At 61.9% G+C, this 25775-nt stretch carries 25 protein-coding genes; 15 read left to right on the forward strand and 10 right to left on the reverse strand.

Annotated features, from left to right (window positions below; translation table 11 throughout):
- Positions 1 to 57: 57 nt before the first annotated feature.
- Both FIV38_RS10675 and FIV38_RS10680 read right to left on the reverse strand, forming a co-directional pair.
- Positions 58 to 1191 carry an OpgC domain-containing protein gene (locus FIV38_RS10675; protein WP_092238025.1) on the reverse strand — a complete coding sequence of 378 codons (1134 nt, stop codon included), beginning with the start codon at positions 1189 to 1191 and terminating at the stop codon, positions 58 to 60.
- Positions 1192 to 1415: 224 nt separating this feature from the next.
- On the reverse strand, positions 1416 to 3035 hold the full coding sequence (locus FIV38_RS10680; protein ID WP_092238022.1) for an FMN-binding glutamate synthase family protein: 1620 nt from the start codon (positions 3033 to 3035) through the stop codon (positions 1416 to 1418).
- A gap of 267 nt (positions 3036 to 3302) precedes the next feature.
- Between FIV38_RS10680 and FIV38_RS10685 the strand changes: the two genes are divergently transcribed.
- The 4 genes from FIV38_RS10685 (at position 3303) to FIV38_RS10700 (ending at position 6406) form a co-directional block, all read left to right on the forward strand.
- Positions 3303 to 3575, forward strand: a complete 273-nt coding sequence (locus tag FIV38_RS10685) for a type B 50S ribosomal protein L31 (RefSeq protein ID WP_029297428.1) — start codon at positions 3303 to 3305, stop codon at positions 3573 to 3575.
- 149 nt (positions 3576 to 3724) lie between these two features.
- Positions 3725 to 5056, forward strand: a complete 1332-nt coding sequence (gene nosR, locus FIV38_RS10690; RefSeq protein WP_092238019.1) for a response regulator c-di-GMP phosphodiesterase, NosR family — start codon at positions 3725 to 3727, stop codon at positions 5054 to 5056.
- Between the two features lie 272 nt (positions 5057 to 5328).
- Positions 5329 to 5742, forward strand: a complete 414-nt coding sequence (locus FIV38_RS10695) for an NUDIX hydrolase (RefSeq protein WP_092238016.1) — start codon at positions 5329 to 5331, stop codon at positions 5740 to 5742.
- 25 nt (positions 5743 to 5767) lie between these two features.
- Positions 5768 to 6406, forward strand: coding sequence for a LysE family translocator (locus tag FIV38_RS10700; RefSeq protein ID WP_029297421.1), 639 nt, complete (start codon positions 5768 to 5770; stop codon positions 6404 to 6406).
- Positions 6407 to 6410: 4 nt separating this feature from the next.
- On the opposite strand, the gene metR is transcribed toward FIV38_RS10700, so the two are convergent.
- A complete protein-coding gene (gene metR, locus FIV38_RS10705; RefSeq protein ID WP_032859924.1) occupies positions 6411 to 7328 on the reverse strand; it encodes a transcriptional regulator MetR in 918 nt (305 codons plus the stop codon).
- Positions 7329 to 7510: 182 nt separating this feature from the next.
- Here metR and FIV38_RS10710 point away from each other — a divergent pair, with 182 nt between their 5' ends.
- The 5 genes from FIV38_RS10710 (at position 7511) to FIV38_RS10730 (ending at position 11158) form a co-directional block, all read left to right on the forward strand.
- Positions 7511 to 8530: an alpha/beta fold hydrolase gene (locus tag FIV38_RS10710; protein WP_092238013.1), complete on the forward strand. Its 1020-nt coding sequence runs from the start codon at positions 7511 to 7513 to the stop codon at positions 8528 to 8530.
- A gap of 61 nt (positions 8531 to 8591) precedes the next feature.
- On the forward strand, positions 8592 to 9245 hold the full coding sequence (locus FIV38_RS10715; RefSeq protein ID WP_070994772.1) for a DsbA family oxidoreductase: 654 nt from the start codon (positions 8592 to 8594) through the stop codon (positions 9243 to 9245).
- A gap of 205 nt (positions 9246 to 9450) precedes the next feature.
- Positions 9451 to 10371 (forward strand): arginase family protein, encoded by a 921-nt coding sequence (locus FIV38_RS10720; RefSeq protein ID WP_092238010.1) that lies wholly within the window; start codon positions 9451 to 9453, stop codon positions 10369 to 10371.
- On the forward strand, positions 10368 to 10748 hold the full coding sequence (locus tag FIV38_RS10725; protein WP_029297412.1) for a DMT family transporter: 381 nt from the start codon (positions 10368 to 10370) through the stop codon (positions 10746 to 10748). The genes FIV38_RS10720 and FIV38_RS10725 overlap by 4 nt, the downstream gene beginning before the upstream one ends.
- Positions 10745 to 11158, forward strand: coding sequence for an EamA family transporter (locus tag FIV38_RS10730; protein WP_029297410.1), 414 nt, complete (start codon positions 10745 to 10747; stop codon positions 11156 to 11158). The genes FIV38_RS10725 and FIV38_RS10730 overlap by 4 nt, the downstream gene beginning before the upstream one ends.
- Positions 11159 to 11329: 171 nt before the next feature.
- Here the strand turns inward: FIV38_RS10730 and FIV38_RS10735 are convergent, their stop codons facing one another.
- Positions 11330 to 12094, reverse strand: a complete 765-nt coding sequence (locus tag FIV38_RS10735; RefSeq protein ID WP_092238007.1) for a MipA/OmpV family protein — start codon at positions 12092 to 12094, stop codon at positions 11330 to 11332.
- A 230-nt stretch (positions 12095 to 12324) separates the two neighbouring features.
- Between FIV38_RS10735 and FIV38_RS10740 the strand changes: the two genes are divergently transcribed.
- The 6 genes from FIV38_RS10740 to FIV38_RS10765 all read left to right on the forward strand — a co-directional run bounded on the left by FIV38_RS10740 (position 12325) and on the right by FIV38_RS10765 (position 19689).
- Positions 12325 to 13023: an MtnX-like HAD-IB family phosphatase gene (locus FIV38_RS10740; protein WP_092238004.1), complete on the forward strand. Its 699-nt coding sequence runs from the start codon at positions 12325 to 12327 to the stop codon at positions 13021 to 13023.
- Positions 13016 to 14410 (forward strand): aspartate aminotransferase family protein, encoded by a 1395-nt coding sequence (locus FIV38_RS10745; protein ID WP_029295153.1) that lies wholly within the window; start codon positions 13016 to 13018, stop codon positions 14408 to 14410. Before FIV38_RS10740 ends, FIV38_RS10745 begins: the two co-directional genes overlap by 8 nt.
- Positions 14407 to 15261, forward strand: a complete 855-nt coding sequence (locus tag FIV38_RS10750; RefSeq protein ID WP_092238001.1) for an alpha/beta hydrolase — start codon at positions 14407 to 14409, stop codon at positions 15259 to 15261. Before FIV38_RS10745 ends, FIV38_RS10750 begins: the two co-directional genes overlap by 4 nt.
- A 138-nt stretch (positions 15262 to 15399) precedes the next feature.
- Entirely contained in the window at positions 15400 to 16527 is a 1128-nt protein-coding gene (locus tag FIV38_RS10755) for a GNAT family N-acetyltransferase (RefSeq protein ID WP_092237998.1), read from the forward strand.
- Entirely contained in the window at positions 16524 to 18302 is a 1779-nt protein-coding gene (locus FIV38_RS10760) for a sensor histidine kinase (RefSeq protein WP_092237995.1), read from the forward strand. The genes FIV38_RS10755 and FIV38_RS10760 overlap by 4 nt, the downstream gene beginning before the upstream one ends.
- Positions 18292 to 19689, forward strand: coding sequence for a sigma-54-dependent transcriptional regulator (locus FIV38_RS10765; protein ID WP_092237992.1), 1398 nt, complete (start codon positions 18292 to 18294; stop codon positions 19687 to 19689). Before FIV38_RS10760 ends, FIV38_RS10765 begins: the two co-directional genes overlap by 11 nt.
- Positions 19690 to 19808: 119 nt before the next feature.
- Here FIV38_RS10765 and FIV38_RS10770 read toward each other — a convergent pair whose 3' ends face one another.
- The 6 genes from FIV38_RS10770 to FIV38_RS10795 all read right to left on the reverse strand — a co-directional run bounded on the left by FIV38_RS10770 (position 19809) and on the right by FIV38_RS10795 (position 25707).
- Positions 19809 to 20147, reverse strand: coding sequence for a GlpM family protein (locus FIV38_RS10770; RefSeq protein WP_029295158.1), 339 nt, complete (start codon positions 20145 to 20147; stop codon positions 19809 to 19811).
- 10 nt (positions 20148 to 20157) lie between these two features.
- The gene (gene aauR / locus FIV38_RS10775; protein WP_029295159.1) at positions 20158 to 21498 is read right to left on the reverse strand and encodes a two-component response regulator AauR; all 1341 of its coding nucleotides are present in this window, start codon (positions 21496 to 21498) and stop codon (positions 20158 to 20160) included.
- A complete protein-coding gene (gene aauS, locus FIV38_RS10780; RefSeq protein WP_092237989.1) occupies positions 21495 to 23396 on the reverse strand; it encodes a two-component sensor histidine kinase AauS in 1902 nt (633 codons plus the stop codon). The genes aauR and aauS overlap by 4 nt, the downstream gene beginning before the upstream one ends.
- A gap of 162 nt (positions 23397 to 23558) precedes the next feature.
- Complete coding sequence (locus FIV38_RS10785) at positions 23559 to 24293, reverse strand: amino acid ABC transporter ATP-binding protein (RefSeq protein ID WP_092237986.1); 735 nt, start codon at positions 24291 to 24293, stop codon at positions 23559 to 23561.
- On the reverse strand, positions 24290 to 24961 hold the full coding sequence (locus FIV38_RS10790) for an amino acid ABC transporter permease (protein WP_029295163.1): 672 nt from the start codon (positions 24959 to 24961) through the stop codon (positions 24290 to 24292). Before FIV38_RS10790 ends, FIV38_RS10785 begins: the two co-directional genes overlap by 4 nt.
- A complete protein-coding gene (locus FIV38_RS10795; protein WP_029295164.1) occupies positions 24961 to 25707 on the reverse strand; it encodes an amino acid ABC transporter permease in 747 nt (248 codons plus the stop codon). Before FIV38_RS10795 ends, FIV38_RS10790 begins: the two co-directional genes overlap by 1 nt.
- Positions 25708 to 25775 lie beyond the last annotated feature (68 nt).

The raw sequence follows: 25775 nt of genomic DNA on the forward strand, positions 1-25775 counted from the left end.
TTCACAAATTAAGTGGAAGGCCGATGTAATCATCGCCGGTGCGTCACCTGGGGCTAACTATCTACCCGCCACCCACTGGCGTTGTCGCGACGCATCCAGGTGCTTGTTGAACTCCAGCCAGGCCGCCAGCGCCGCCATCAGCATCAGGCCCAGCAGGGCACTGAAAATCTGCATCGGCCAGGCGTCGTTGACCTGGGCGTTGAGCATGTCCGCCAACGGCGCGAGCAACACCCCCAGGCAAAACACTTCCAGTGAATAGCGGCCCATGCGACAGCTTTGCCGGGCCAGCCAGTTTTGCGTCCACGCCCGACCCGGCAGCAGCTTGGCGGTGACATAGGCCAGGGCAAGGAAGTGCAACAGGCGCGCCGGCGACAGATCGGTCTTGCTGATGGGGTACAACAGGTCGCTGATGACGGCGGGCATCACCGCATCGTGGATCTCGGGCCAGCGCCAGGACAGGGTGATCACCGCGGCCAGCAGGGTGTAGGTGGCCGCGGCGATAAACACCGGTTGCCGGTGCAGCGGCCGCGTATCGGGTGCGCGCGGTTGGCTGGCATGCACCGCCGCCGCGCCGCCGAGGATAAACAGAAACTGCCAGGTCACCGGGTTGAAATACCAGACGCCATCGGCAATCGCCGCCAGGTTCCAGCCCAGGCGTGGTGCCAACAGGTACACCGTCATCGACGCAGCCACCACTGCCAACGGCTTGCGCAGCAACAGCGGCAGCACCAGCGGCAGGCCCAGCAATAGCACGATGTACAGGGGCAACGGGTCCATCAGGTTGGGCTTGAAGCGCAACAGCAACTCATCGGTGAGGGCTTGTTGGGGGTTGGTGATGAAGTGCGTCAGGCCCATTTCCTGGACCAGGTCGCGGGTTTCTACCTTGCTGTTGGCGAAGAACACGATGCCCATCAGCATTGCCAGCAAAAAGATATGCACCACGTACAACACCCAGGCGCGGCGCAGGATTTTCAGGCTGGCCATCCAATAACCTTCGCCCTGCAGGATTTTGCCGTAGGCCAGCACGCAGGCGTAGCCGGCGAGAAACACAAAGACCTCGGCGGCATCGCTGAAACCGAAGTTGCGTAGGGTGATCTGGCCCAGTGGGTTGTGGGGGACGTGATCCCAGAAAATGAAGATCAACGCCAGGCCCCGAAAAAAATCGATGCGCGGGTCGCGTCCTTTAAGCATGGCTGCGGGCTCTTGAACAATGGGTTGAATAGTGACGCGAATGGTCCTGCCGTGCGTCGGGCGGGCGCAGGTTGGCGGTATTTGTAAGCAATTGCAAAGGTTGGGTATTACTGAATGTCTCATGCGCGCCCGCTAGGCATCGAGGATCACCCGCGTGTCATGACTGCCGGCCAGTATCCCTTGCGCAGGGCCTTGACCTGCGCAGGGTTGTCGTGACCGACTGTTTACGCGGCTTCCACCTCATGGGGCTCAAAACTGTCTGCCCGCGCCATCTGCCACATCCGCGAATAGAACTCGCCGTTCACCTCGCCAGTGAGCAATTCACCGGGCTTGAGGAACACGTGCAACTGTGAGAACAACTTGATCTCGGTGGCCGACATGCGCCGCACCAGGTGCTTGGCCGACAGTTGCGACGGATGATCCAGCCCTGCTGCCGCGAGCATTTCGGCCAGGGCCTTGAGGGTGTTGCGGTGGAAGTTGAATACGCGCTGGGCCTTGTCCGGGACCACCAGTGCCCGCTGGCGCAGCGGGTCTTGCGTGGCGACGCCGGTGGGGCATTTGTTGGTGTGGCAGCTTTGCGACTGGATGCAACCAATGGCGAACATAAAGCCCCGGGCCGAGTTGGCCCAGTCGGCACCGATGGCCAGCACGCTGGCGATGTCGAAGGCACTGACGATCTTGCCGCTGGCGCCGAGCTTGATCTTGTCCCGCAGGTTCAGGCCTACCAGGGTGTTGTGCACAAACAGCAGGCCTTCGCGCAGGGGCACGCCGATATGGTCGGTGAACTCCACGGGGGCGGCGCCGGTGCCGCCTTCCTTGCCGTCGACCACGATAAAGTCCGGCAGGATTCCGGTTTCCAGCATGGCCTTGGCAATCCCCATGAATTCCCACGGGTGGCCCAGGCAGAATTTGAAACCCACCGGTTTGCCGCCGGACAGTTCACGTAATTGAGCGATGAACTGCATCAGCTCGATCGGCGTGGAAAACGCGCTGTGGCGTGACGGCGAGATGCAGTCTTCGCCCATCAGGATGCCGCGGGTCTCGGCGATTTCCTTGGTCACCTTGTGCTTGGGCAGGATCCCGCCGTGGCCGGGCTTGGCGCCCTGGCTCATCTTGATTTCGATCATCCGCACTTGCGGGTTTTGCGCCTGCACGGCGAAGCGCTCCGGGTCGAAGCGGCCGTCGCTGGTGCGGCAGCCAAAATAGCCGCTGCCCAGCTCCCAAGTCAGGTCGCCGCCGTGTTCGCGGTGATAGGGGCTGATGCTGCCTTCGCCGGTGTCGTGGGCGAAGTTGCCGAGCTTGGCCCCTTGGTTGAGGGCGCGGATGGCGTTGGCACTGAGGGAGCCGAAGCTCATTGCCGAGATATTGAACACCGACGCCGAATACGGCTGTGTGCATTGCGGGCCGCCGACGATCACGCGGAACGCGCTGGGATCGCTCAACGGCGCCGGGCGCATGGAGTGGCCGATAAACTCGAAACCGGATTGGTACACATCGATCAGGGTGCCGAAGGGTTTGTCAGCGGTTTCGTTTTTGGCCCGCGAATACACCAGCGAGCGCTGGGATCGGGAGAAGGGCAGGGCGTCGCTGTCGGATTCGAGCAGGTATTGGCGGATTTCCGGGCGGATGCCTTCCACCAGGTAGCGGATATTGCCCAGGATCGGGTAGTTGCGGCGCACGGCGTGCGGGCTTTGCAGTAGGTCGAACACGCCGATCAGGCTGAGTACAGCGGTGACCAGGGTAAACGGCCACAGCCATTCGTGTTGGATAAAGGGCAGGCTGGCGAGGGTGAAAATGACACACACGGCAAAGAATGCATAACGGCTAAGCAACGACAGGCTCATACGGTTTCCTTGGGTTCGGACTCTTTATGACCTGCAGGAACCGGCTTGCCGGCGACGGTGTTTACGACAGCAAGCCAGTTCCTACAAGGATCTCCAGGCTATGGATGCCTGTGCTCTCACGGAGTACCAGCTTACGGGCGAGTTCGTTGCCAGGGCAACCGCATAGAACCTGGGCTTCTATCGGTATTGCAATACGTTCTCGTTTGGGTGCATTATTTGTGTTACTGTATAACGTATTAATCTTGCCCAGATGCCCCCGGAGGCCCTATGAAAGCTGGTATCCATCCCGCCTATCGCACCGTATTGTTCCACGACACTGCCGCCGACGTGTTCTTCCTGATCGGCTCCACGGTCGACACGGACCGCACCCACCAACACAGCGATGGCAATACTTATCCTTATATGGCTCTCGACGTGTCCAGCGCTTCCCACCCGATCTACACCGGGCAACAGCGCAAGACCCAGGTCGAAGGGCGGATTGCCGGCTTCAACAAGCGCTTTGCCTCGTTTGGTTCGTCCAGCAAAGCCGCCGAGGCCTGACCGGTTCGAGGCTTCAGGCGCGGTAGTGGTAAATAGCATCATTAGGCCACTACCGGCTAAAAACTGACTAAACTGCTAGGTAATAGCCAGGAGGCTGTTACCTTGACCGTAGGAAGCGCACACCGACGCGACTAGATCCGAGGTGTCCCGTGGGAGAGTCAGTTACCTTTTCTGAAACCGATCGTCCCGTGGTGCTGTTGATCGACACTCACCCGGACGTGCATGACCGCCTCGCGCAGTTACTGCGCCTGGAACCCTTTGAACTGTGCAGCGCCACCACGGCGGTCGAAGCGTTAGCCACGCTGGCGCGCCAGCCTGTGGACCTGGTGATGAGTGCTGCACGCCTGCCGGATATGGATGGGGCCACGTTGCTGGCACAGATCCATCACGACTACCCCCATACCGTGCGCCTGCTGTTGACCGGCGAAACCGACCTGACCCTGATCATCAAGGCCATCAACGAAGGGCAGATCTACCGCTACCTGAGCAAACCCTGGAAGGACGAAGAGTTGCTGCTGGCGCTGCGGCAGTCCTTGGCCCACCAGCATTCCGAGCGTGAGCGCCTGCGCCTGGAACAACTGATCCGCCAGCAGAACGAGGAGCTCAAGCAGCTCAATGCGTCCCTGGAAAAGCGCGTGGTCTCGCGCACCAGTGAATTGCAGCAGACCGCCGACATGCTCGACCTGGCCTACGAAGAACTCAAGCACAGCTACGCCACCGGCACCGAGGTGTTCTCGCTGCTGGCCAACCTGCGCCTGCCGCGCAGCAAGCAGACCAACCGCCAGATCATCGAGCTGGTGCGCACCTGGTGCGTGCTCCATGGCCTGGACGACGCCAGCAGCCGCGACCTGACCATGGCGGCGGCGCTGTACAATATCGGCAAGCTGAGCTGGAGCGACAGCATGATGGTCGCGCCCTCGGACTTGCTGCACAGCACCGACCGCGCGCGTTTTCGCGAGTACGCCACACAGAGCGAATCGTTGTTGATGACCCTGGAGCCGATGAAGGACGCCGCGCGGCTGATCCGCCATCACCAGGAGCGCTGGGACGGCAGTGGTTTCCCTGATCACCTCAAGGGCGAGGCCATTCCTTTTGGCTCGCGCTTGCTGAAGCTGGCGGTGGATTTTATCGAACTGCAGCGCGGCTTGATTCTTGAGCGGCAGATGAACAGCGACGAGGCGCTGCTGTATATCCGCAAATACGCCGGGCGCCTGTATGACCCGGACATGGTGGAAGACTTCGTCCAGGCCTGCGCGGCCTTCCTCAGCGACGTGACCCTGGGCGACCCGACGGTCAGGGTGCTGGGCACTCGCGAGTTGGCCGAAGGCATGGTCCTGGCGCGCAACCTCAATGCCGACAACGGCATGCTGCTGCTCAATGCCGGCAAGGTGCTGAACCTGCCGCTGGTGGACAAGCTGATCGCGTTTGAAGCCATGGAAGGTGCCAAGTACAGCGTGTTCATCAAGGAACCCGAAGAGTAAGCCAGCTGTGGCTATGACTGTGGTTGTGGTTGTGGTTGTGGCGAGCGGGCTTGCCCCGCGCTGGGCTGCGAAGCGGCCCCAGACCTGCCAATGAGTTTTAACTGAAAGAACACAGTGAACGGATTAGGGCCGCTTCGCAGCCCAGCGCGGGGCAAGCCCGCTCGCCACAGCCATAGCCACAACCACAGCCACAGCCACAGCCACAAGGTAGCATTGCAGCACGGAGCACAGTCATGTGATCCTTCGCGCCTTTATTCCAAGGCGTTTACTTCATGTCCAAGACCATCCGTATTGCCGCCGCCCTGTTGATCGGCAGCGACGGCCAGACCCTGCTGGTGCGCAAACGCGGCACCCAGGCCTTTATGCAACCGGGCGGCAAGATCGATGCGGGCGAGCAACCGGCGCAGGCCCTGGCGCGTGAACTGCACGAAGAGCTTGGCCTACGCATTGACCCGGCAGCGGCGCAGTACCTTGGCCATTTCTCGGCACCGGCGGCCAATGAGCCAGGGTTCACCGTGGAAGCCGAGTTGTTTGAAGTGCATATCGACGTACCGGTGACACCCGCCGCCGAGATCGAAGAAGTGCGCTGGATCGACCCGGCCGGCGACGGTGGCCTGCAGTTGGCGCCCTTGACACGTGACCTGATCCTGCCTTTCTATCGCGCATCGCTGACCACTATTGCCTGAGCTGTCGGGCACAAAGGACTGAGCCGTGATCCCCCTCAATGACTTGCTGATTTTTGCCGCCGCCTCGCTGCTGCTGGTACTGACCCCCGGGCCGAACATGATCTACCTGATTTCCCGCTCGATCTGCCAGGGCCGCAAGGCCGGGGTGACGTCGTTGCTGGGGGTGGTCGCGGGTTTTTTCGTGCACCTGTTCGCTGCTGCCGCCGGTTTGACGGCGGTGTTCCTCACTGTGCCGCTGGCTTATGAAGTACTGAAATGGGCCGGTGCGCTCTACCTGCTGTGGCTGGCCTGGCAAGCGGTGAAACCGGGTGCCCGCTCACCGTTCCAAGCCCAGCAATTGCCTGCCGATTCGCCACGCAAGCTGGTGACCATGGGCTTTCTGACCAGCGCACTGAACCCGAAAATCGCCGTGTTCTACCTGTCGGTATTCCCGCAGTTCATCACCCCGGAGCACGGCTCGATCTTCACCCAGAGCCTGATGCTGGGCTTTACCCAGATCAGCGTCAGCTTTGTGGTCAACCTGCTGATCTCGCTGTGCGCTGCCAGCATCGCCGCCTGGTTTATCCACAACCCCACGTGGCTGGCGGTCCAGCGTTATTTCATGGGGTTCGTGCTGGCAGCCCTGGCGGTGCGCCTGATGCTCGAGCAACGGCGCAGCGCGTGAACAATCAACGGACCGCGCTGACCCCATCGAGGGTTGAAAACGACGTGTCCTTGGCGGTCAGCAAAAAGTCGCGCATGTACGGTGCATCCAGCATATCCGCACGGATCCCGGCGTACAGCGTGGCGAACAAACCTTTCTCCCCCAGCCGCTTGGCCTTCACATAACCCCGCGAGCTGTACTCATGCAGCGCCCAGTGGGGCATGCCGCACACGCCGCGACCGCTGGCCACCAACTGCATCATCATCACCGTCAGCTCCGAAGTGCGGACTTGTGCAGGCTCGACATCGGCCGGTTCCAGGAACCGGGTGAAGATATCCAGGCGGTCGCGTTCCACCGGGTAGGTGATCAGGGTTTCGCTGAGTAAATCTTCGGGCACGATATACGGCTTGTTCGCCAGCGCGTGCTGGTTGGCCACCGCGAGCATCGCTTCGTAGGTGAACAGCGGCACATAGGTGATGCCCGCCAGCTCCAGTGGGTCGGAGGTCACCACCAAGTCCAGGTCGCCACGGGCCAGGGCCGGCAGTGGGGCAAAGGCAAAGCCGGAGGCCAGGTCCAGTTCTACTTCCGGCCAGGCATCGCGGAACTGGTCGATGGTCGGCATCAGCCACTGGAAGCAGCTGTGGCACTCGATCGCCATGTGCAGGCGCCCGGCAGTGCCACCGGCCAAGCGCGCGATATCCCGTTCGGCCCCGCGCAGCAGCGGCAAGGTGGCATCCGCCAGTTGCAGCAGGCGCAAGCCAGCGCTGGTGAAGCGCACGGGCTTGGTCTTGCGCACAAACAGCGGCATGCCCATGCGTTCCTCCAGCTCCTTGAACTGGTGGGACAACGCCGATTGGGTCAGGTGCAGGCGTTCGGCGGCTTCCACCAGGCTGTCGGCTTCGCGCAAGGCGTGCAGGGTCTTGAGATGACGGATTTCGAGCACGGGCTCTCCATGAAGATAATTTGTGACAAGTTCCAATGGCGTGAGTTTGTCTCATGTTGCCAAATCTGTCGACCATGACCGCTGGGCGCTCTTCATCAAACTGTCACGTAACTGTGGCAGCGCGCTTGAACAAACTTCATCAGACTCGCGCTCTACTGGGGTTCTGCGTTTCGGTGTTTTTCATGCGCGTGTTGTTTTTACTGGCTGCCTTACTGTTCGGCCTGCCGTCTTTTGCGGCCTCTCGATGTGATGTCAATGTCCCGACTGAGCGGGTCGACCTGGACCAGGTGAGCCTGGCGTACCAGAGCATTGGTCGTGCCTCCGATCCGGCCTTGTTGCTGGTGATGGGTCTGGGCGGGCAGTTGATCCACTGGCCGGACGAAGTGGTGGTCGCCCTGTGCCAACAGGGTTTTCGGGTGATCCGCTACGACAACCGTGACGTTGGCCTGTCCACCTGGCGCCAGGCGCCCGCCAGCGCCAACCTGACCTTTGAAGTGCTGCGCTACAAACTGGGCCTGCCGGTGGCTGCGCCCTACACCTTGACTGACATGGCCGATGACGCGCTGGGGTTGATGGATGCGCTGCAGGTGCGCCAGTTCCATGTGCTGGGGGCGAGCATGGGCGGGATGATCGCCCAGCACTTGGCGGCCATGGCCCCGAAGCGCGTGGAAAGCCTGACCCTGATCATGACCAGCTCCGGCGCCGAAGGCCTGCCCGCGCCGAATGCTGCGCTGGTGCAACTGTTGTCACGGCGCAGCGCACCCAACCGCGAAGTGGCCCTGGAGCAGCAAGCTGATTTGCTCGCGGCCCTGGGCAGCCCTGAGGTCAAGGATGATCGCCAGGCCTTGCTGCAGCAGGCGGCGCAGTCCTACGACCGGGCATTCAACCCCGAGGGTGTGAAGCGCCAGATCATGGCAATCCTTGCCGAACCGAGCCGGGTGCCATTGCTCAATCAATTGCGCGTGCCGACCCTGGTGGTCCACGGCACGGCCGACCCGTTGCTGCCGGTCATGCATGGCGTGCACCTGGCGGCGCATATCCAGGGCAGCCAGTTGCGGCTGATCCCGGGCTTGGCTCATCGTTTCCAGGAGGCATTCAAGGCGCCGTTGCTGGCGGCGGTGTTGCCCTACCTGCAAGCCCACCGTGAAGAGGCGGCGCATTGGGCGCAGGTTGATCGCGCGCTGCCGGCCAAGGTTTTATGAGCAGCGCCTAGGGGTGTATGGTGCGACATTTATGGCGTGTAATGCCTGCGAGGTTGCCTGAATGAGTACTTCCCTGAAAATCGATTTCGTCAGCGACGTGTCCTGCCCCTGGTGCATCATCGGCCTGCGCGGCCTGACCGAAGCCCTGGACCAACTGGGCGCCGAAGTGCAGGCCGAGATCCACTTCCAGCCCTTCGAACTGAACCCGAACATGCCCGCCGAAGGGCAGAACATCGTTGAGCACATCACCGAAAAATACGGCTCCACCGCCGAAGAGTCCCAGGCCACCCGCGCCCGCATCCGCGACATGGGCGCCGCGCTGGGCTTTGCGTTTCGTACCGATGGCCAGAGCCGTATCTACAACACCTTCGACGCCCATCGCCTGCTGCACTGGGCCGGGCTCGAGGGGTTGCAGTACAACCTCAAGGAAGCGCTGTTCAAAGCCTATTTCAGCGATGGCCAGGACCCTTCCGACCACGCTACCTTGGCGATCATCGCCGAAAGCGTCGGGCTGGACCTCAAGCGCGCAGCCGAGATCTTGGCCTCGGACGAGTACGCCGCACAAGTGCGCGAGCAGGAACAACTGTGGGTCTCCCGTGGCGTGACCTCGGTGCCGACCATTGTGTTCAACGACCAGTACGCGGTCAGCGGCGGGCAGCCGGCTGAGGCGTTTGTCGGGGCGATCCGCCAGATCATCCAGGAGTCCAAGGCCTAAAGCCGAGCGCAAAGCAAAATGTGGGAGCGGGCTTGCTCGCGAAAGCGGTATATCAGCTAAGTATCTCTTAACTGACCCACCGCTTTCGCGAGCAAGCCCGCTCCCACATTGGATCATTGTTGTCCCCCCTGGCCCATCCCTTGCATTACCCCCTTAAAGCCCAGCCGGCGTGCGGTTGGGCGCTGCCAAGGGGTGAAACATTACCTTGAATATCCTCGATCTCGACCACAGCCTCACAGCCCAGGCACCCATTGCCCGGCGTCTGGCCAGCGGTCACGCCACGCGCCTGGACCTGCTCGACCTGGGCCCGAAACTGCGCCTGTGGTCCACCGAAAAAACCTGGAAACGCTTTGCCCAGCGCCTGGCCCAACGGCCCCGGCCGACCACGGCACGACCCGAAATCTTCTTTGTCGGTTCTGGCGACTATCACCACCTGACCCCGGCTTTTCTCGCCGAGGTGCAGGAGCCCATCAGCCTGATCCACTTCGACAACCACCCCGACTGGGTGCGCCTGGCGCCGCGCCGGCACTGCGGCTCGTGGATCAACCAGGCACTGAAGATGCCGGCGATCAAACGTATCGTCACCCTCGGCCCGTGCAGCGATGACCTGCATAACCCGCAACTGCGCGGCGGCAACCTGGGCGCGCTCAAGCGCGGGCACTTGCAGTTGTTTCCCTGGCAGCACGCGCCGTCGAAAGTCTGGGGGCGGGTAGGGGATGGCGCCGGCCATGCACAACAGGAAAACCACCTGCACTGGCGCAACCTGGCTGAGCTCGACTGGGGCACATTCCTTGAGCAAATGATCGCCAGCCTGCCCACCGAGGCCGTGTGGATCACCCTGGACAAAGACGTGCTGGCCAGCGAAGACGCCGCCACCAACTGGGACCAGGGCGGCATGCGCCTGACGCATCTGCTGCAAGCCCTGCGGGCGTTGGCGGCGAGCAAGCGGATCATCGGTATCGATGTGTGTGGCGAGTTTGCCCAGCCGGCGTTCAGCAACGCGTTCAAACGCTGGGAAGCCAAGTCCGACCAACCGCCGGCCGAGCGCTGGAGCGCGGACGATTTGCTGCGCAACGCGGCGACCAACGAGGCGTTGATCAACCTGTTCGAGGAGCTGTTTCCGTGACCCTGACCGTGGTGGTGTTATTGGTCTTTTCCATCGTGCTCGATGTGATTGGCCAGTTGTGTTTCAAGCTGGGCGTGGACCGCTTGCCCGAGATCAATGGCGGTTTTCGCCTGGGTGCATTTTGGGGCCAGGTGCTCAATGCACCTCTGCTGTGGGCGGGCATCGGCGCCTATGTGATTGAATTTTTCGTGTGGCTGGAGGCCTTGTCCCGTGCGCCGCTGAGCCTGTTGTTTCCGCTGGCGGCGCTGGCGTATTGCCTGGTGGTGCTGGTGGGCAAAGTCGTACTGGGGGAAACCGTCAGCCGCCGTCGCTGGCTGGGCACCCTGGTGATTACGGCCGGCGTGATGCTGGTTGCTGTTGCGGGGACTCAAGCATGAATTCGGAAAATATCGCTATCCGTCCGGTTGGCTGGCTGCACGGTCGCCTGGGGACGCTGGTGTTGTGGGCGTTGTTGATCTTGACCGAAAGCGGTGGCCAGTTGTTTACCAAGGTGGCCGGCGATCAGCTGGGGCAGATGGATTTCAACTGGCAATGGTTGGCGGCGGTAGCGGTCAACCCGGGGATCCTGGCGGCCATTGCCTGTTATATCGGCGCGTTTTTTGTGTGGATGCTGATCCTGCGGCGCAGCAGCCTGTCCCTGGCTTTCCCCCTGAGTTCGCTGGTGTTTGTGGTGGTGTTGCTTGGCTCATGGCTGGGCCTGGGCGAGCACATCAGCTTCCTGCACTGGGTGGGCGTGGTAGTAATCATTGGCGGGATCGCGCTGCTGGCCGAGGGCGAAGAAAACTGAGCCCAGACTGGAGTGCTGGATAAATGTGGGAGCGGGCTTGCTCGCGAAGGCGGTGGGTCAGTTAAGTAATTCCAGTCTGACACACCGCCTTCGCGAGCAAGCCCGCTCCCACATTTTTGACCGTATTCCCACAGGATGGACGCGGTCGAATGGGGCTTGGGCTTTGGACAATCAATCGAAGGTGTAGCTGATCGCCGTCTGCACCTGCCCCTGGTTCACCTCGCCGGTCTGGCGCACGATGCTGCTGTCGGCCGCCGAACCTGTCAGGTGGACCCAACTGGCACTGGCCAGCAGCGACCACCTGGGCGCCAGCGGGATCTGCAGGCTCTGGGTCAATGTCAGGTTCTGGAACCCGCCGCTGGCGTTGTACGGGCGAATTCCCGAGGCTTGCGCCTCATGCTCATCGACCCCGAAAAACGTCTGGGTCTGGTTATCGTCGGCAAAGTGCGCCACCAGCCCCGTGCTGCCAATGACCCCGCCGCCCAGTGGGTAACCCAGTTCGCCGCCGAGCTTGCCCAATATCCCGCTCTGGTCATGAGCGCCGCCAACACTGCGCCCCAGCTGCGCATAGACCCGCCAGAAGTCGGCCGGTGCGTACTGGATAAACCCACCGACCTCAGCCATGTCCGACACGTCCCTCAGGCCCTTTAGCGGCCCGTTGGCCGTGCGTCCCGGCAGGTAGTTGAGGTACGGCCCGGCACTCAAGCCATTGCTGTTGAACGCGCTCCAGGTCAGGCCGTCATCGGTATCGAGGCTGACATCTCCCCAATCCAGGTCGAAGTACGGCACCGGTACCGTCTGATAGCGGCTGGCGGTGGGTTCCCGTGGCTGATAGCTCAGGCCCAGGCCCACCTCGCCGCTGATGCCGGCTGCCGCTGCCGAGTCCATCCATAGCCCCAGGACGCCGGCGCACACCAGCGAAGTCACCCTGAACATAGTGCTTGCTCCTCTTGCAAAACATGCGCGCATGAACGCGCAGGCGCGGGGGCTTGTGCAAGCACTCATGTTGTTTGTAGCGACCTACAAAATTTGTAGCTTGGCCGCGTCCTTTATCAGCCGTGCATGCCCGCGAACCCCGGCCCTGCTGGGTTTTGCCCACTTGGCACAGTCCCTGCTCTATCCCTGTCAACGGCGCATCAGCGCGCTAGCATCCAAGGTAAACGCAGATGAATGACTGGCATATCGTGTGTGACTTCGATGGGACCATCACACCCACCGATGTCATCGACAACGTTCTCCAACGCTTCGCCGGCCCCGAGTGGGAAACCATCGAGCAGCAATGGCTGGACGGCCATATCGGTTCGCGCGAATGCCTGAGCCGCCAACTGGCGCTGATCAAGGCGACACCAGCCGAGCTGCTGGCGTACTTCGACACGGTCGAGATCGATCCGGATTTCCCGGACTTCGTCGACCATGTCCTTGGCCTCGGTGCCTCCCTTGAGGTGGTCAGTGACGGCATCGAGCAGGGCATCGCGCGGATCCTCTCGCGCAACTACGTGACCTTGCTGCCGATCATCGCCAACCGCCTGCGCCAGGTCGACCAGAACAGCTGGCGCATCGACTTCCCCCATGCCAGCGACGCCTGCCGCGCGGCCTCGGGCAACTGCAAATGCAAGTCCACCCCGCGCAACAAGCGGGTGTTGGTGATCGGCGACGGCAAGTCTGATATGTGCGTATCGACTACCGCCGATTTCGTCTTCGCCAAAGGCAGCCTGGCGCAGTACTGCCAGGCCCACGCCATCCCCCATCTGCGCTTCGACAGCTTTGCCGAACTGCCTGCATTACTGGCCCGACTGCCCCAGGGCATGGCCGCCAACGCCACTCACTTTACTTCTGACACTCAGGAACTCTTTCATCATGTCTGATATCCGTATCGCTACCGCCGAAGACCAGGTTCTGCTGGATAAAGAAGCCAAATACTGCTCTTACGGCGACACCGTCCACTACATCGACCCACCGCGTATCTTCAGCCGCTGCGAAGGCTCCTACGTCTGGGACACCGAAGACCAGGCCTACCTCGACCTGCAAATGTGGTACTCGGCGGTCAACTTCGGCTACGCCAACCCGCGCCTGAACAATGCGCTGAAACAGCAGATCGATACCCTGCCGCAAATCGCCAGCCAGTACCTGCACAAGGGCAAGATCGAGCTGTCGGAAATGATCGCGGTGGATGCCAAGAAAAAATTCGGCCTCGATGGCCGCGTGCATTTCAACGTCGGCGGTTCGCAGTCCATCGAGGACTCCCTGAAGGTGGTGCGTAACGCCTGCAACGGCAAGAGCCTGATGTTCGCCTTCGAAGGCGGCTACCACGGGCGTACCCTCGGCGCGTCGTCCATCACCTCCAGCTACCGCTACCGTCGCCGCTACGGCCACTTTGGCGAGCGCGCCAACTTCATCCCGTTCCCGTACCACTTCCGTGGGCCAAAGGGCATGACCAAGGAAGAATACGGTAGCCACTGCGTGCAGCAATTCGCGCGCCTGTTCGAGACCGAATACAACGGTGTCTGGGACCCGAAAGTCGGCCAGAGCGAATACGCCGCGTTTTACGTCGAGCCGATCCAGGGCACCGGCGGCTACGTGATCCCGCCGATGAACTTCTACAGCGAGCTCAAGCAAGTGCTCGACCAGCACGGCATCCTGATGGTGGTCGACGAAATCCAGATGGGCTTCTGGCGCACCGGCAAGTTGTGGTCGATCGAGCACTTCGATGTGCAACCGGACGTGATCGTGTTCGGTAAAGCCCTGACCAACGGCCTCAACCCATTGGGCGGCATCTGGGCCAAGGAAGAGCTGATCAACCCGAAACTGTTCCCGCCGGGTTCCACCCACTCCACCTTTGCCTCCAACCCGCTGGGCACGGCGGTGGGCCTGGAAATGTTCAAGATGACCAGCGAAGTCGACTACGGCGCGATGGTCATGGCCAAGGGCAAATACTTCCTTGAAGGCCTGCAGGACCTGCAAAAGCGCTTCCCGATCATCGGCGATGTGGATGGCCTGGGCCTGGCCCTGCGCTGCGAAATCTGTGGCCCCGATGGTTTCACCCCGGACAAGGCGACCCTGGACTACATGGTTGAGGAAGGCATGAAAGGCGACATGCTGGTAGACGGCCAGAAACTCGGGCTGATCCTCGATGTGGGCGGTTACTACAAGAACGTGATCACCCTGGCGCCGTCCCTGGAAATCAGCTACCCGGAAATCGACCTGGGCTTGAAGCTGCTGGAGCAACTGCTGACCCGAGCGATGAAGCGGTGAGTCTGGCCGATATCGATCTCGGCGAAGGCAACGCCGGCTTCGTTCTTGGCAACGGTCCGGTCGGGGTCCTGTTGATCCACGGCCTGACCGGCACCCCGACCGAATTGCGTCGGGTTGCCCAGGGCCTGGTCAAGGCGGGTAATTGCACGGTGTACGTGCCAACCCTGGCCGGGCACTGCGGGGGCAACGAGGACCTGCAGGCCACCGGCTGGCGCGACTGGTACGAGGGCGTGCGCAAGACCTTTGTCGGGGTGCAGCAGCGTCATGCACAGGTGTTCGTCGGTGGCTTGTCCATGGGCGCGGTGATGTCGATGTACCTGGCTTCGGAATTTCCGGGCCAGGTCGCGGGGTTGCTGATGTATTCCACGACCCTCAAGTACGACGGTTGGAGCATCAACAAAATGGCGTTCATCACGCCGTTGCTGATCCGCATTCCCTTCGGTGTGCGCCTGTTCCGCTTTACCGAGAAGCCGCCCTACGGCATCAAGAACGAACGCTTGCGGGCGATCGTCGAGCGGCAGATGAAAGAGGGCGAGAGCAGTGAAGCCGGGCTGTTGACCATGGAAGGCGTCACCGTGCGCGAGTTGCACTGGATGAACGCCGTGGTGAAGAAACGCATGCCGTCGATCAAGACCCCGGCGCTGGTCCTGCACTCCATCGAGGACGACATCACCAGCCGCTGGAACGCCGACTACGTGGAACGCCACCTCGGCGGCCCGGTGACCAAGATCCTGTTGGACAACTGCTACCACATGATCACCGTCGACCTGCAATACCGGCGGGTGATCGAGTTGAGTGCCGACTTCATTGAGCAGCACACCACTCCTGTGGACGAATATCGCCGGGCCTGACACCGCACCCTGTAGGAGCGGGCTTGCCCGCGATGGTCGTCAACGATGACAGGTACCGCCTGGTTCAACGCGGCGCCCTTGAGTTTTTCGCTGGCAAGCCAGCTCCTACAGGGGTTGGCGTTAGATTAAGGAACTGCTGTGATCAGCGCTAAAGCCTATTCAACCATCCACGCCATCGACCGCAGTGCCTGGAACGACTGCTTTCCCCAGGTCCTGGAAGATTGGGACTACTACGTCGCCGTGGAAAACGCCGCTATCGACGACTTCCAATGGCGCTACCTGGCCCTTTATGAGGAGGGGCGGCTGCTGGCGGTGGCCCCGGCGTTCATCACCCATTACCGCCTCGACACCACCGTCTCGGGTATTGGCAAACGCTTCACCCAACGCCTGCAACGCTGGTGGCCGGGCGCATTGCGCCTGGGCCTGTACGCCATCGGTTCGCCGGTGGCCGAGCAATGCCATGCCGGTGTCGCCAGTCATGTGCCGGCGGCGCGCCGTGGTGCCTTGTTGCAGCAACTGCTGGCCGCCGCACGGCGGGATGCCGATGCATTCGGCATCGGTTTGCTGGCGGTCAAGGATGCTCCGACCCAGGATCAGGACTGGGCCGACAGCTGCAAGGCCGCCGGCCTGCACAGCATGCCGAGCCTGCCGACCGGGCTGCTGCCGCTGCCCTACGGCTCGGTGGATGCCTACCTGGGCTCCCTGGGCAAATCCACGCGCAAGGACTTGCGGCGCAAGCTACGCGCGCCGGGGCCACAGGTGGAGTGGCGGGACAATGTCGATGACGTATTGCCAGATATCATGCGTCTCTACGAAGCGACCCTGGCCCGCGCCGACCTGCAATTCGAACGCCTGCCCGCCGGTTATTTCAGCCAGGTGCTCGCCCAGCTTGAACAACGGGCGCGCTGTGTACTTTACTGGGTGGATGGGCAGTTGGTGGCGTTCAACCTGGTGCTGCTCGACCAGCATCGGCTGATCGACAAGTTCTTTGCCCATGACTTGGCCCACAGCCGCGAACATAACCTGTACTTTCGCAGTTGGCTGACCAACGTCGACTACTGCATCGAGCACAATATTGCGTTGTATGAGTGCGGGCAGGCCGGGTATGCCAGTAAGCTACGCCTGGGCTGCGAGTTCGCCGGCAATACCCTGTTTTTCCAGCACCGCAACCGCTTGCTCGACACCCTGCTCAAAGTGCTAAAAGTGTTTATTCGCCCGGACCGATCCGACCCTGCCATGGCTGCTGCAATAAGCGAAACCCGATGATTGCCAAAACCCGCCAGAAAGCCCGCCCGTTCGCCATTTCCCGCTGGAGCCTGCAGCGCAAGCTGGTGTTGGCGTTCTGGCTGGTGACGGTGATCCCGACGATGATCGCCGCGGAGCTGGCGGCCACCACCCTGTCGCAGATTTTCGACAGTAACGTGCGCATCTGGCTGCAAGAGTCGACCCGGATCGTCAAGGACGAAGTCAGCGACATCCTGCACGACAACGCCCGCGTGGCGCAGATCTTCCTGCGTTATGTGCGTCCGCCCTCCACCCATGAAGCGATGCGGCATGACCGTTTGATCGCGGACATTGCCAGCGCCACTGATATTGACGTGGTAACCCTGATTCGCAGCAGCGACGGCAAAGTGATGTTCAGCACCGTGGGCGATGATGTGGTGAAACAAATCAGCCTCGCTCCCAACGCCGTATTGCAAACCGTGCAGGTTGGCGGCGTGGCCACCGGGGCGGTGATTTCCTCGTTCGAAACCACTCAGGACGGTGTCGATTACGAACTGTTGGTGGGCACCTACCTGGACAGCAGCTTCCTGACCAGTGTCGCCGAGGTCCACTCCCTGGACTTGCGCCTGTACCTGGCCAACACCGACGGCTTCTCGGAGATCTTCTCGACCCAGCGTTTTGAAGATCACCCGACCCGCGTGCCGAAATCCGTGGAAACCCTGCTGCGCAGCACCAAGCAGCCTAGCGAGCAATTCACCAGCAACTACAGTGGCCTGTACTGGCCGATCTTCAATGACACCGGCGAGTTGCAGGGTGTGATCTTCAGCGGCCTGCTACGCCACACCAGCCTGGTGGGGCTGGTGAACCAGAGCAATCTGTTCGTGCTGATCTTCCTGCTCAGTTCCGCCTTGTCCCTGGGCGCCGGCGTGCTGGTCTCCCGGCACCTGACGCGGCCGCTGCGTGAGTTGTCCCGGGGCGTGAGTGCGGTGATCAGCGGCAATTACCAGCACCGCGTGGCCGTCACCGGCGGCGATGAGTTGGCGCAACTGAGCAGCACCTTCAACCACATGACCGAGCGCCTGGGCGAATTGCATCACCTCGAGGCCCAACTGCGTCGGCGCGACCGCCTGCATGCCCTGGGCGAAGTGGCGATGGGCCTGGCCCACGAAATCCGCAACCCATTGGGCATCATCAAGACCGCGACCCAACTGCTGCACCGCCGCACGGACCTGCCGGAGACCGACAAGCGCCACCTGGAATATGTGGTCAGCGAAGTCAGCCGGATCAATGACCTGATCACCGATTTTCTCGATTTCGCCAAACCCAGCGAGCCCCTGCGCAGCCAGCAACTGGCGCGGCCACTGGTGGAAGACATCCTGGGGTTCTGCGCGCCGGAGCTGGCGAGCCACGCCATCGACGCCCATCTCGACGACCAGGCGCCTGGCGCGACCCTCTATGTGGACGCCAAGCAATTCAAGCAGGCGTGCCTGAACCTGATTCTCAACGCCATCGATGCCATGCCCCAGGGCGGGCGCCTGACGTTAAGCATCAGCCGCGCGGACCAGTCCACAGTGATCAGCGTCAGCGACAGCGGGCAGGGCATCCCGGCAGAGATGATCGAGCGGATCTTTACCCCCTTCGTCACCACCAAGGCCTCGGGCACTGGCCTTGGCCTGGCGAAAGTCTATTCGATCATGGAAAGTCACGATGGCCGCATCGAATGCACCAGCGAGAAGGATGCCGGCGCAACCTTCAGCCTGTACATTCCGGCCAGCGGTGAAGATGACGGCGACGACGAGGACAGTCATGACGCATAACATATTGGTGGTCGACGACGAGCCCAAGCTCTGCGATTTGCTGGCCTCGGCCCTGAGCCAGAACGATATCCAGGTGTTTATCGCCGGCAATGGCCTGCATGCCCTCAAGGTGCTGGAGCAGGAAGATATCGACCTGGTGATCAGCGATTGGCGCATGCCCGGCATGGACGGCCCGCAGCTGCTGGCCGAGATCAAGGTGCGCTACCCACAGTTGCCGGTGATCGTGATGACGGCCTACAGCACTGTGAAAAATGCCGTGCAGTCGATGCGCAACGGCGCCTACGACTACATTGCCAAGCCCTTCGATATCGACGAGCTGGACATCACCGTGGCCAAGGCCTTGCAGTTTCGCGACATCATGCGCGACAACGCACGGCTGCGCGCCGAGCTCGACGAGCATGCGCAGTTCGACAGCCTGGTGGGCGACAGCCCGGCGTTCCGCCGTGTGCTGCAAGCGGTGGATTCGGTGCGCGAAAGCAACGCCACCATCCTGTTGACCGGCGAAAGCGGCACCGGCAAGGAAATGGTCGCCCGCGCCATTCACAAGCATGGCAACCGCGCCGATAAACCCTTTGTCGCGGTCAATTGCGCTGCGATCCCAGAAGGCTTGCTGGAAAGCGAAATGTTCGGCCATCGCAAGGGCGCCTTTACCGGCGCTGTGGCCGACCGGATCGGGCGTTTCATGCAGGCCGACAAGGGCACGCTGTTTCTCGACGAGGTGGGCGATATGCCCCTGGCGTTGCAGGCCAAGATCCTGCGCGCCTTGCAGGAGCGGGTGATCGAGCCGGTGGGCGACCCCCGCGAGCGCAAGGTGGATGTGCGGGTGATCGCCGCCACCAACAAGAACCTGTTGGAAGCCGTGGCGAACAAGGAGTTTCGCGAGGACCTCTACTACCGTCTCAACGTGTTCCCAATCCCGCTGCCCGCTCTGCGCGAGCGTGTCGAAGACATCGCCCCGCTGGCCCGCCACTTTGCCCGCAGCCTGAGCGCCAATGCCGGTAAACGCATCACCGGCTTCAGCGCAGATGCCTTGCAGGCCATGGCGGCCTACAGCTGGCCGGGCAATATCCGCGAGCTGCAAAACTGCGTGGAGCGCGCGACCATCGTCGCGGCGAGCCCGGTGATTGAAGATATCGACTTGCCGGCCTATCTGTTCGCGTCCCAGCCGACGGCGGGTGACGTGACGACGATTCTCAGCGAAGGCCCGGGCGTGCCTCGGGACCTGGATGCGGCGCTGGCAGAAGTAGAGAAGGCGTACATCCTGGCGGCGTTGCAGGAGAGCAATGGCGTGCAGGCGGCTGCGGCGTCAAGGATCGGGATTTCCGAGCGCAGCTTTTGGTACCGCTTGAAAAAGCTCGGGATCCAGATCGACAAGATCGTGCGCTGAAACACTGATCAAAATGTGGGAGCGGGCTTGCTCGCGAAAGCGGTGGATCAGTCAATTTAGATGTCGACTGATACACCGCTTTCGCGAGCAAGCCCGCTCCCACATGTGATTGAGGTGAGTCAGGCGTGGATGCGTACCCACACGCTGACCAGTACCGTCGCGGCCATCAGCCAGGCTACTGCGGCGACTGCCAGCGAGGCCTCCAGGCGCATGCGGTCGACCATCACATACAAGGTCGCCAGGTACACAAAGTACGGAATGATCGACCACATGCCGAACACAATCGTGGTTTTCAAGTCGTCCACCGAGCGGCCCTTGCCGACGATGTAGTGGGCGATCAGGGCAAAGGTCGGAAACAGCGGCACCAGGCCGGCGATGTAGTAGTTCCTGGTCTTGGCCAGCACTGCCAGGAGCAATACCACCGCCGCACCGAGGGCGGCCTTGAAAACTAAATCCACGCAGTACTCCTTAGTGGTTCAGGCCGTATTTCTTGACCTTGTCGAACAGGGTGGTCTTGGCCATGCCCAGCTCCAGGCTGGCCTGGGTCAGGTTGCCGCCGCTGCGCTGCAGGGCGTCGCTGAGCAGGTTGCGCTCAAAGGCTTCCACCGCCTCGGTAAAGGCCAGACCATGGTTGTCGGGGCTGTTGCCGCTCTTCTTGAAGGCCGGCAGGCCCAGGGCAAAGCGTTCGGCGACGTTGCGCAGTTCACGCACGTTGCCGGGCCAGTCGTGGCTCATCAGGCTGGACAGGGTCTGGTTGTCCAGCTCCGGGGCGATGCGGTCGAAACGCAGGGATGACTGCTGCAGGAAGTGTTCGAACAGTTGCAGGATATCTTCGCGACGCTCGCGCAGGGGCGGCAGTTCCAGGGTCACTACGTTCAGGCGGTAGTACAAGTCGCTGCGGAACTGGTTGGCGCGGCTCAATTCGTCAAGGTCGGACTTGGTCGCGGCGATCACCCGGCAATCCACCGCCACGCTCTGGTTCGAGCCCAGGCGTTCCAGGGTGCGCTCCTGCAAGACCCGCAGCAGTTTGATCTGCAGGTTCATCGGCATGCTTTCCACTTCGTCGAGGAACAGCGTGCCTTCGTGGGCATGTTCGATCTTGCCGATACGCCGCTTGCCCGCGCCGGTGAAGGCGTTGGCTTCGTGACCGAAAATCTCGCTTTCAAACAGGTTTTCCGGCAGGCCACCGCAGTTCAGGGCCACGAACTGGTGGGCGTGGCGGCGGCTGAAGTCGTGCAGGCAGCGGGCGACCAGTTCCTTGCCGGTGCCGGTCTCGCCTTCGATCAGCACGTTGGCTGAGGTGTCGGCGACATTGGCGATCAATTCCCGCAGGTTCTGCATTGCCGGCGAGCGCCCGATGATCCGGCCTTCCAGGGAGTCACGCTCAGCCAGCTGCCGGCGCAACGCCCAGACTTCCCGGGCCAGGCCGCGCTGTTCGAGGGCGCGGCGCACCACGTCCACCAGGCGTTCCGGGGAAAAAGGTTTTTCCATGAAGTCATAGGCGCCGTTGCGCATCGCGCCCACGGCCATGGAGATGTCGCCGTGGCCGGTGATCAGCACCACCGGCAGGCTTTTATCCAGGGCCTTGAGGCGGGTCAACAGCTCCAGGCCGTCGATGCCGGGCAGGCGGATATCGCTGATCACAATGCCGGCGAAGTTCTCGCCGACGCGCTTGAGGGCCTCTTCGGCACTGGCCACGCCGACGCTGGGAATATCTTCCAGGGCCAGGGCTTGCTGGCAGCCGAGCAACACATGGGGATCGTCTTCGACGATCAGCACGGTCAGTTCGGTATTGGGTTGGCTGTTCATATCGATTCGCCGGGTTGATGGCCTGCCAGGGGCAGGCTCAGGACAAAGGCCGTACCACCATCGGCCGGGTGCTCGACGGCCAGGTTGCCGCCGGTGGCCGCCGCGAGGCTGGCCGACAGGGTCAGGCCCAGGCCTAATCCTTGCTCGCCGGGTTTGGTGGTGAAAAAGGGTTCGAACAGGTGCTTGCGGGTCTCTGGGTCGATGCCATGCCCGTTGTCCCGCACCCGCAGGCGGTATTTGCCTTCATGGATATCACTTTCCAGCCACAGCTCGGGGGCGGGTTGGGCGTGCATCGCGTCCAGGGCGTTGCCGATCAGGTTGACCAGGATCTGCTCCAGGCGCGTCTGGTCGATTTGCAACATGGCCTGGCTGAAACCGCGGTGTACGGTCAGCGGCAGGTTGTCGAGGCGGCTGCCCAGGACCTGGAACGCCGCGTCCACGGCCTTGGCCAGGCTGGCTTCACCCTGGTCGTCACCACGCCGGGCAAACGAGCGCAGGCTGGCGGTGATGCGGCCCATGCGGTCGATCAGTTCATTGATGGTCTTGAGGTTGGTGCTGGCGGTATCCAGGGCACCGCGCTCCAGGAAGCGCACGGTGTTGCCGGACAAGGTGCGCAAGGCCGCCAGGGGCTGGTTCAGTTCATGGGCGATGCTGGTCGACATCTGGCCGATGGCCGCCAGTTTTCCGGCCTGGACTAATTCGTCCTGGGCCCGGCGCAGGGTCTCTTCGGCCTGGCGTCGTTCGCGGATCTGCGCCTTGAGCCGTTCGTTGCTGGCGCGCAGGTCGCCGGTGCGCTCGGCAATCCGCCGCTCCAGTTGGTTGTTGGCTTCCTGCAGGGCCTCGCGGGCGGCCAGGCGTGTGGCGATCACCTTGCGCCGCTCATTCCAGGCAATCAGCAGGAACGCCACCAGGGCAAAGGCCACCGCCACGAGGATGCCCTGGTTGATCGCGGCCTGGCGCAGGTCGTTGAGCGGAGTGAGCAGGGTGAAATTCCACGGCGTGTCGTTCAGTGGCCGGGTCTGGGCCAGGTAGGTGACTTCCTGGTCGTCGGCCACCACTTCACTGTTGGCGGGGAAGGTCAGCTTCTCGGTGCCGGCGTCGAGGTGCTCGCGGGCCAGGGGTTGCAGTTCGTTGAGGGTCGCCCAGTAATACTGCAGGCTGCGGGCCAGGCGTTCCTTGGTCTCGTCGCTCAGCGGGCGCACGGCCTTGAGCCGGCGCGCCGGGTCGCTGGAGAGGATGATGATGCCGTTCTCATCGCTGACGAAGGCTTCCAGGCGCGCGCGCTGCCAGCGTTCTTCCAACGCTTCCAGGCGCACCTTGACCACCGCGACGCCAATGATCTTGCCGCGTTCTTCCAGGCCATGGGCCAGGTAGTAGCCGGGTTCGCCATTGGTGCTGCCGATGCCATAGAAACGGCCGGGCTGGCCACGCACGGCATTCTGGAAATAGGCGCGGAACGACAGGTCTTCACCCAGGTAACTGTCGATATCGCGCCAGTTACTGGTGGCCATCACACGGCCGGTGGTGTCCATCACATAAATCGCCCGGCTGCGGCTGCGCCGGTTCAGGCCTTCGAGGTATTCGTTGACGGTTTGCCGGTGTTCTGGGCTTGGCTCGGCCAGCAGCTTGGAGACACTGGACTCCAGCTCCAGCAGGCTGGGCAGGTAGGTGTATTTGCTGATCTCACTTTCGACCGTGCGCGCATGCAGCTCCAACTGGCGCTCACCGTTCTCGCCCAGGGTCCGGATGCCGTAGTACTCGCTGGTCCAGAAGCCGATAAAACCCAGGCCGATCATCAACAGGATGATCAGAGGCGGCAGGAACAATTGGCGGATCAGACGGGGCTTCACGGCAAGTGATGGCGGTGCGGCGCGATAGAGGGTGGGGTCGCATTTCATCACAGATGCCTTGGGTCAACCAGCGCTTGCCTGGACCGGTGTGGGAGCGGGCTTGCCCGCGATGACGGTAGGTCAGCCACAGATTGGTTGACTGATACACCGTAATCGCGGGCAAGCCCGCTCCCACAGGGCCCGGGTTCTACAGTGGACGCTGTGTCGTGCTTAGTGCTGCAGGATTTTCTCGAGGAAGTGCTGCGCACGTTCGGAGCGGGCGCTGATATCGCCGAAGAACTCTTCTTTAGGGCAGTCCTCGATGATCTTGCCGGCGTCCATGAAGATCACACGGTCGGCCACTTTACGGGCGAAGCCCATTTCGTGGGTCACGCACATCATGGTCATGCCTTCCTGGGCCAGTTGCACCATCACGTCCAGTACTTCGTTGACCATCTCCGGGTCCAGAGCCGAAGTCGGTTCGTCGAACAGCATGACGATCGGGTCCATGGCCAGTGCACGGGCAATCGCCACGCGCTGCTGCTGGCCGCCGGACAGTTGGCCCGGGTGCTTGTCCTTGTGCGCCGTCAGACCCACGCGCTCCAGCAATTGCAGGCCTTTCTTGGTGGCTTCTTCCTTGCTGCGGCCCAGCACCTTGATCTGCGCAATTGTCAGGTTTTCGGTGATGGTCATGTGCGGGAACAGTTCGAAGTGCTGGAACACCATGCCCACGCGCGAGCGCAGTTGCGGCAGGTTGGTCTTCGGGTCGGCAATCGAGGTGCCGTCGACCACGACGTCACCTTTCTGGAACGGTTCCAGGGCGTTGACGCACTTGATCAGGGTGGATTTGCCCGAGCCGGACGGCCCGCACACCACGATCACTTCGCCTTTTTTGACATCAGTGCTGCAATCGGTCAGCACCTGGAAGTCGCCATACCACTTGTTGATGTTCTTGATAGAGATCATACGGCAAACCTTTTTTGCAGACGCTTGACCAGCAGCGAGGCGGCAAAGCTGATGATGAAGTAGACGACACCGGCGAAGATCAGGAACTCATTGGAGCGGCCGATAATGTCGCCGTTGGAGCGAGCGGAGTTGAGGAAGTCCACCAGGCCCACGGTGTAGACCAGCGAGGTGTCCTGGAACAGGATGATGCTCTGCTGTAACAGCAGCGGGGTCATCTTGCGGAACGCCTGGGGCAGGATGATCAGGCGCATGGTCTGGCCGTAGGTCATGCCCATCGCTTGTGCTGCAGCCATCTGGCCCTTGGGGATCGACTGCACGCCGGCCCGCACGATTTCGCAGAAGTACGCCGCCTCGAACATCATGAAGGCCACGACGCAGGAGGTGAACGCGCCGATTGGCGTGTCTTCGCCGGTGATCCAGCGCAACACGAACGGCACCGCCAGGTAGAACCAGGTGATCACCAGCAGCAGCGGGATCGAGCGGAAGTAGTTCACGTAGGCGCCGGCCACGCGGGACAGCAGTTTGCTGGAGGACAGGCGCATCAACGCCAGGATGGTCCCGAGGACGATGCCGCCGACCACGCCCATGACCATCAGCTTCAAGGTCATGACCATGCCGTTCCACAGGCCAGGGAAGGCCGGGATAATGCCGCTGAAATCGAATTCCATTATTTACCCCCCACGGAAATCAGGCCGGGCACTGCGACTTTCTTCTCGACCACGCGCATCAGCAACATCAGGCTCATGTTCAGGGTGAAGTAGATCAGCGTGGCCAGGGTGAAGGCTTCAAACAGGTTGGCCGAGAACTCGGCGGTCTGCTTGGTTTGCGCCAGCAACTCCATCAGGCCGATCAAGGACGCCACGGAGGAGTTCTTGAAGACGTTGAGGAATTCCGAGGTGAGCGGCGGAATGATGATCCGGTAGGCCTGGGGCAACAGCACGTTCCAGTAGATCTGTGACAGGCTGAAACCCATGGCGCGCGCGGCGGCTTCCTGACCGTGGGGCAGGGCCTGGATACCGGTACGCACTTGTTCACATACGCGGGCGGCGGTGAACAGGCCCAGGCACACGACAACGCTCAGGTAGGCCGAGGTGGTCGGGTTCAAGTCTTGTTTGTACCAGTCCTGCAGGTTCTGCGGCAGCAGGTCGGGTACCAGGAAGTACCAGATGAACAGCTGTACCAGCAGTGGCACGTTACGAAAGAGTTCCACGTAGCAGGTGGCGATGCCGGCCACGAGCCGATTAGGCATCGTGCGCATTACGCCCAGTACCGAGCCCAGCAGCAAGGCAACGATCCAGGCCACGATGGCGATGGCGATGGTCCAGCCCAAACCGGAGATGAACCAGTCGAGATAGGTCTCGCTGCCCACGCCGGTGGACTTGAAGAATACGCCCCAGTCCCAGTTGTAATTCATTAGGGTCTCCCCCGAAATCGATCGATGTACAAGCACCCGCTTGGGGAAAATCCATTCCCGCCTGACGG

This window comes from Pseudomonas proteolytica (assembly GCF_007858275.1).
GTDB classification, from domain to species: domain Bacteria; phylum Pseudomonadota; class Gammaproteobacteria; order Pseudomonadales; family Pseudomonadaceae; genus Aquipseudomonas; species Aquipseudomonas proteolytica.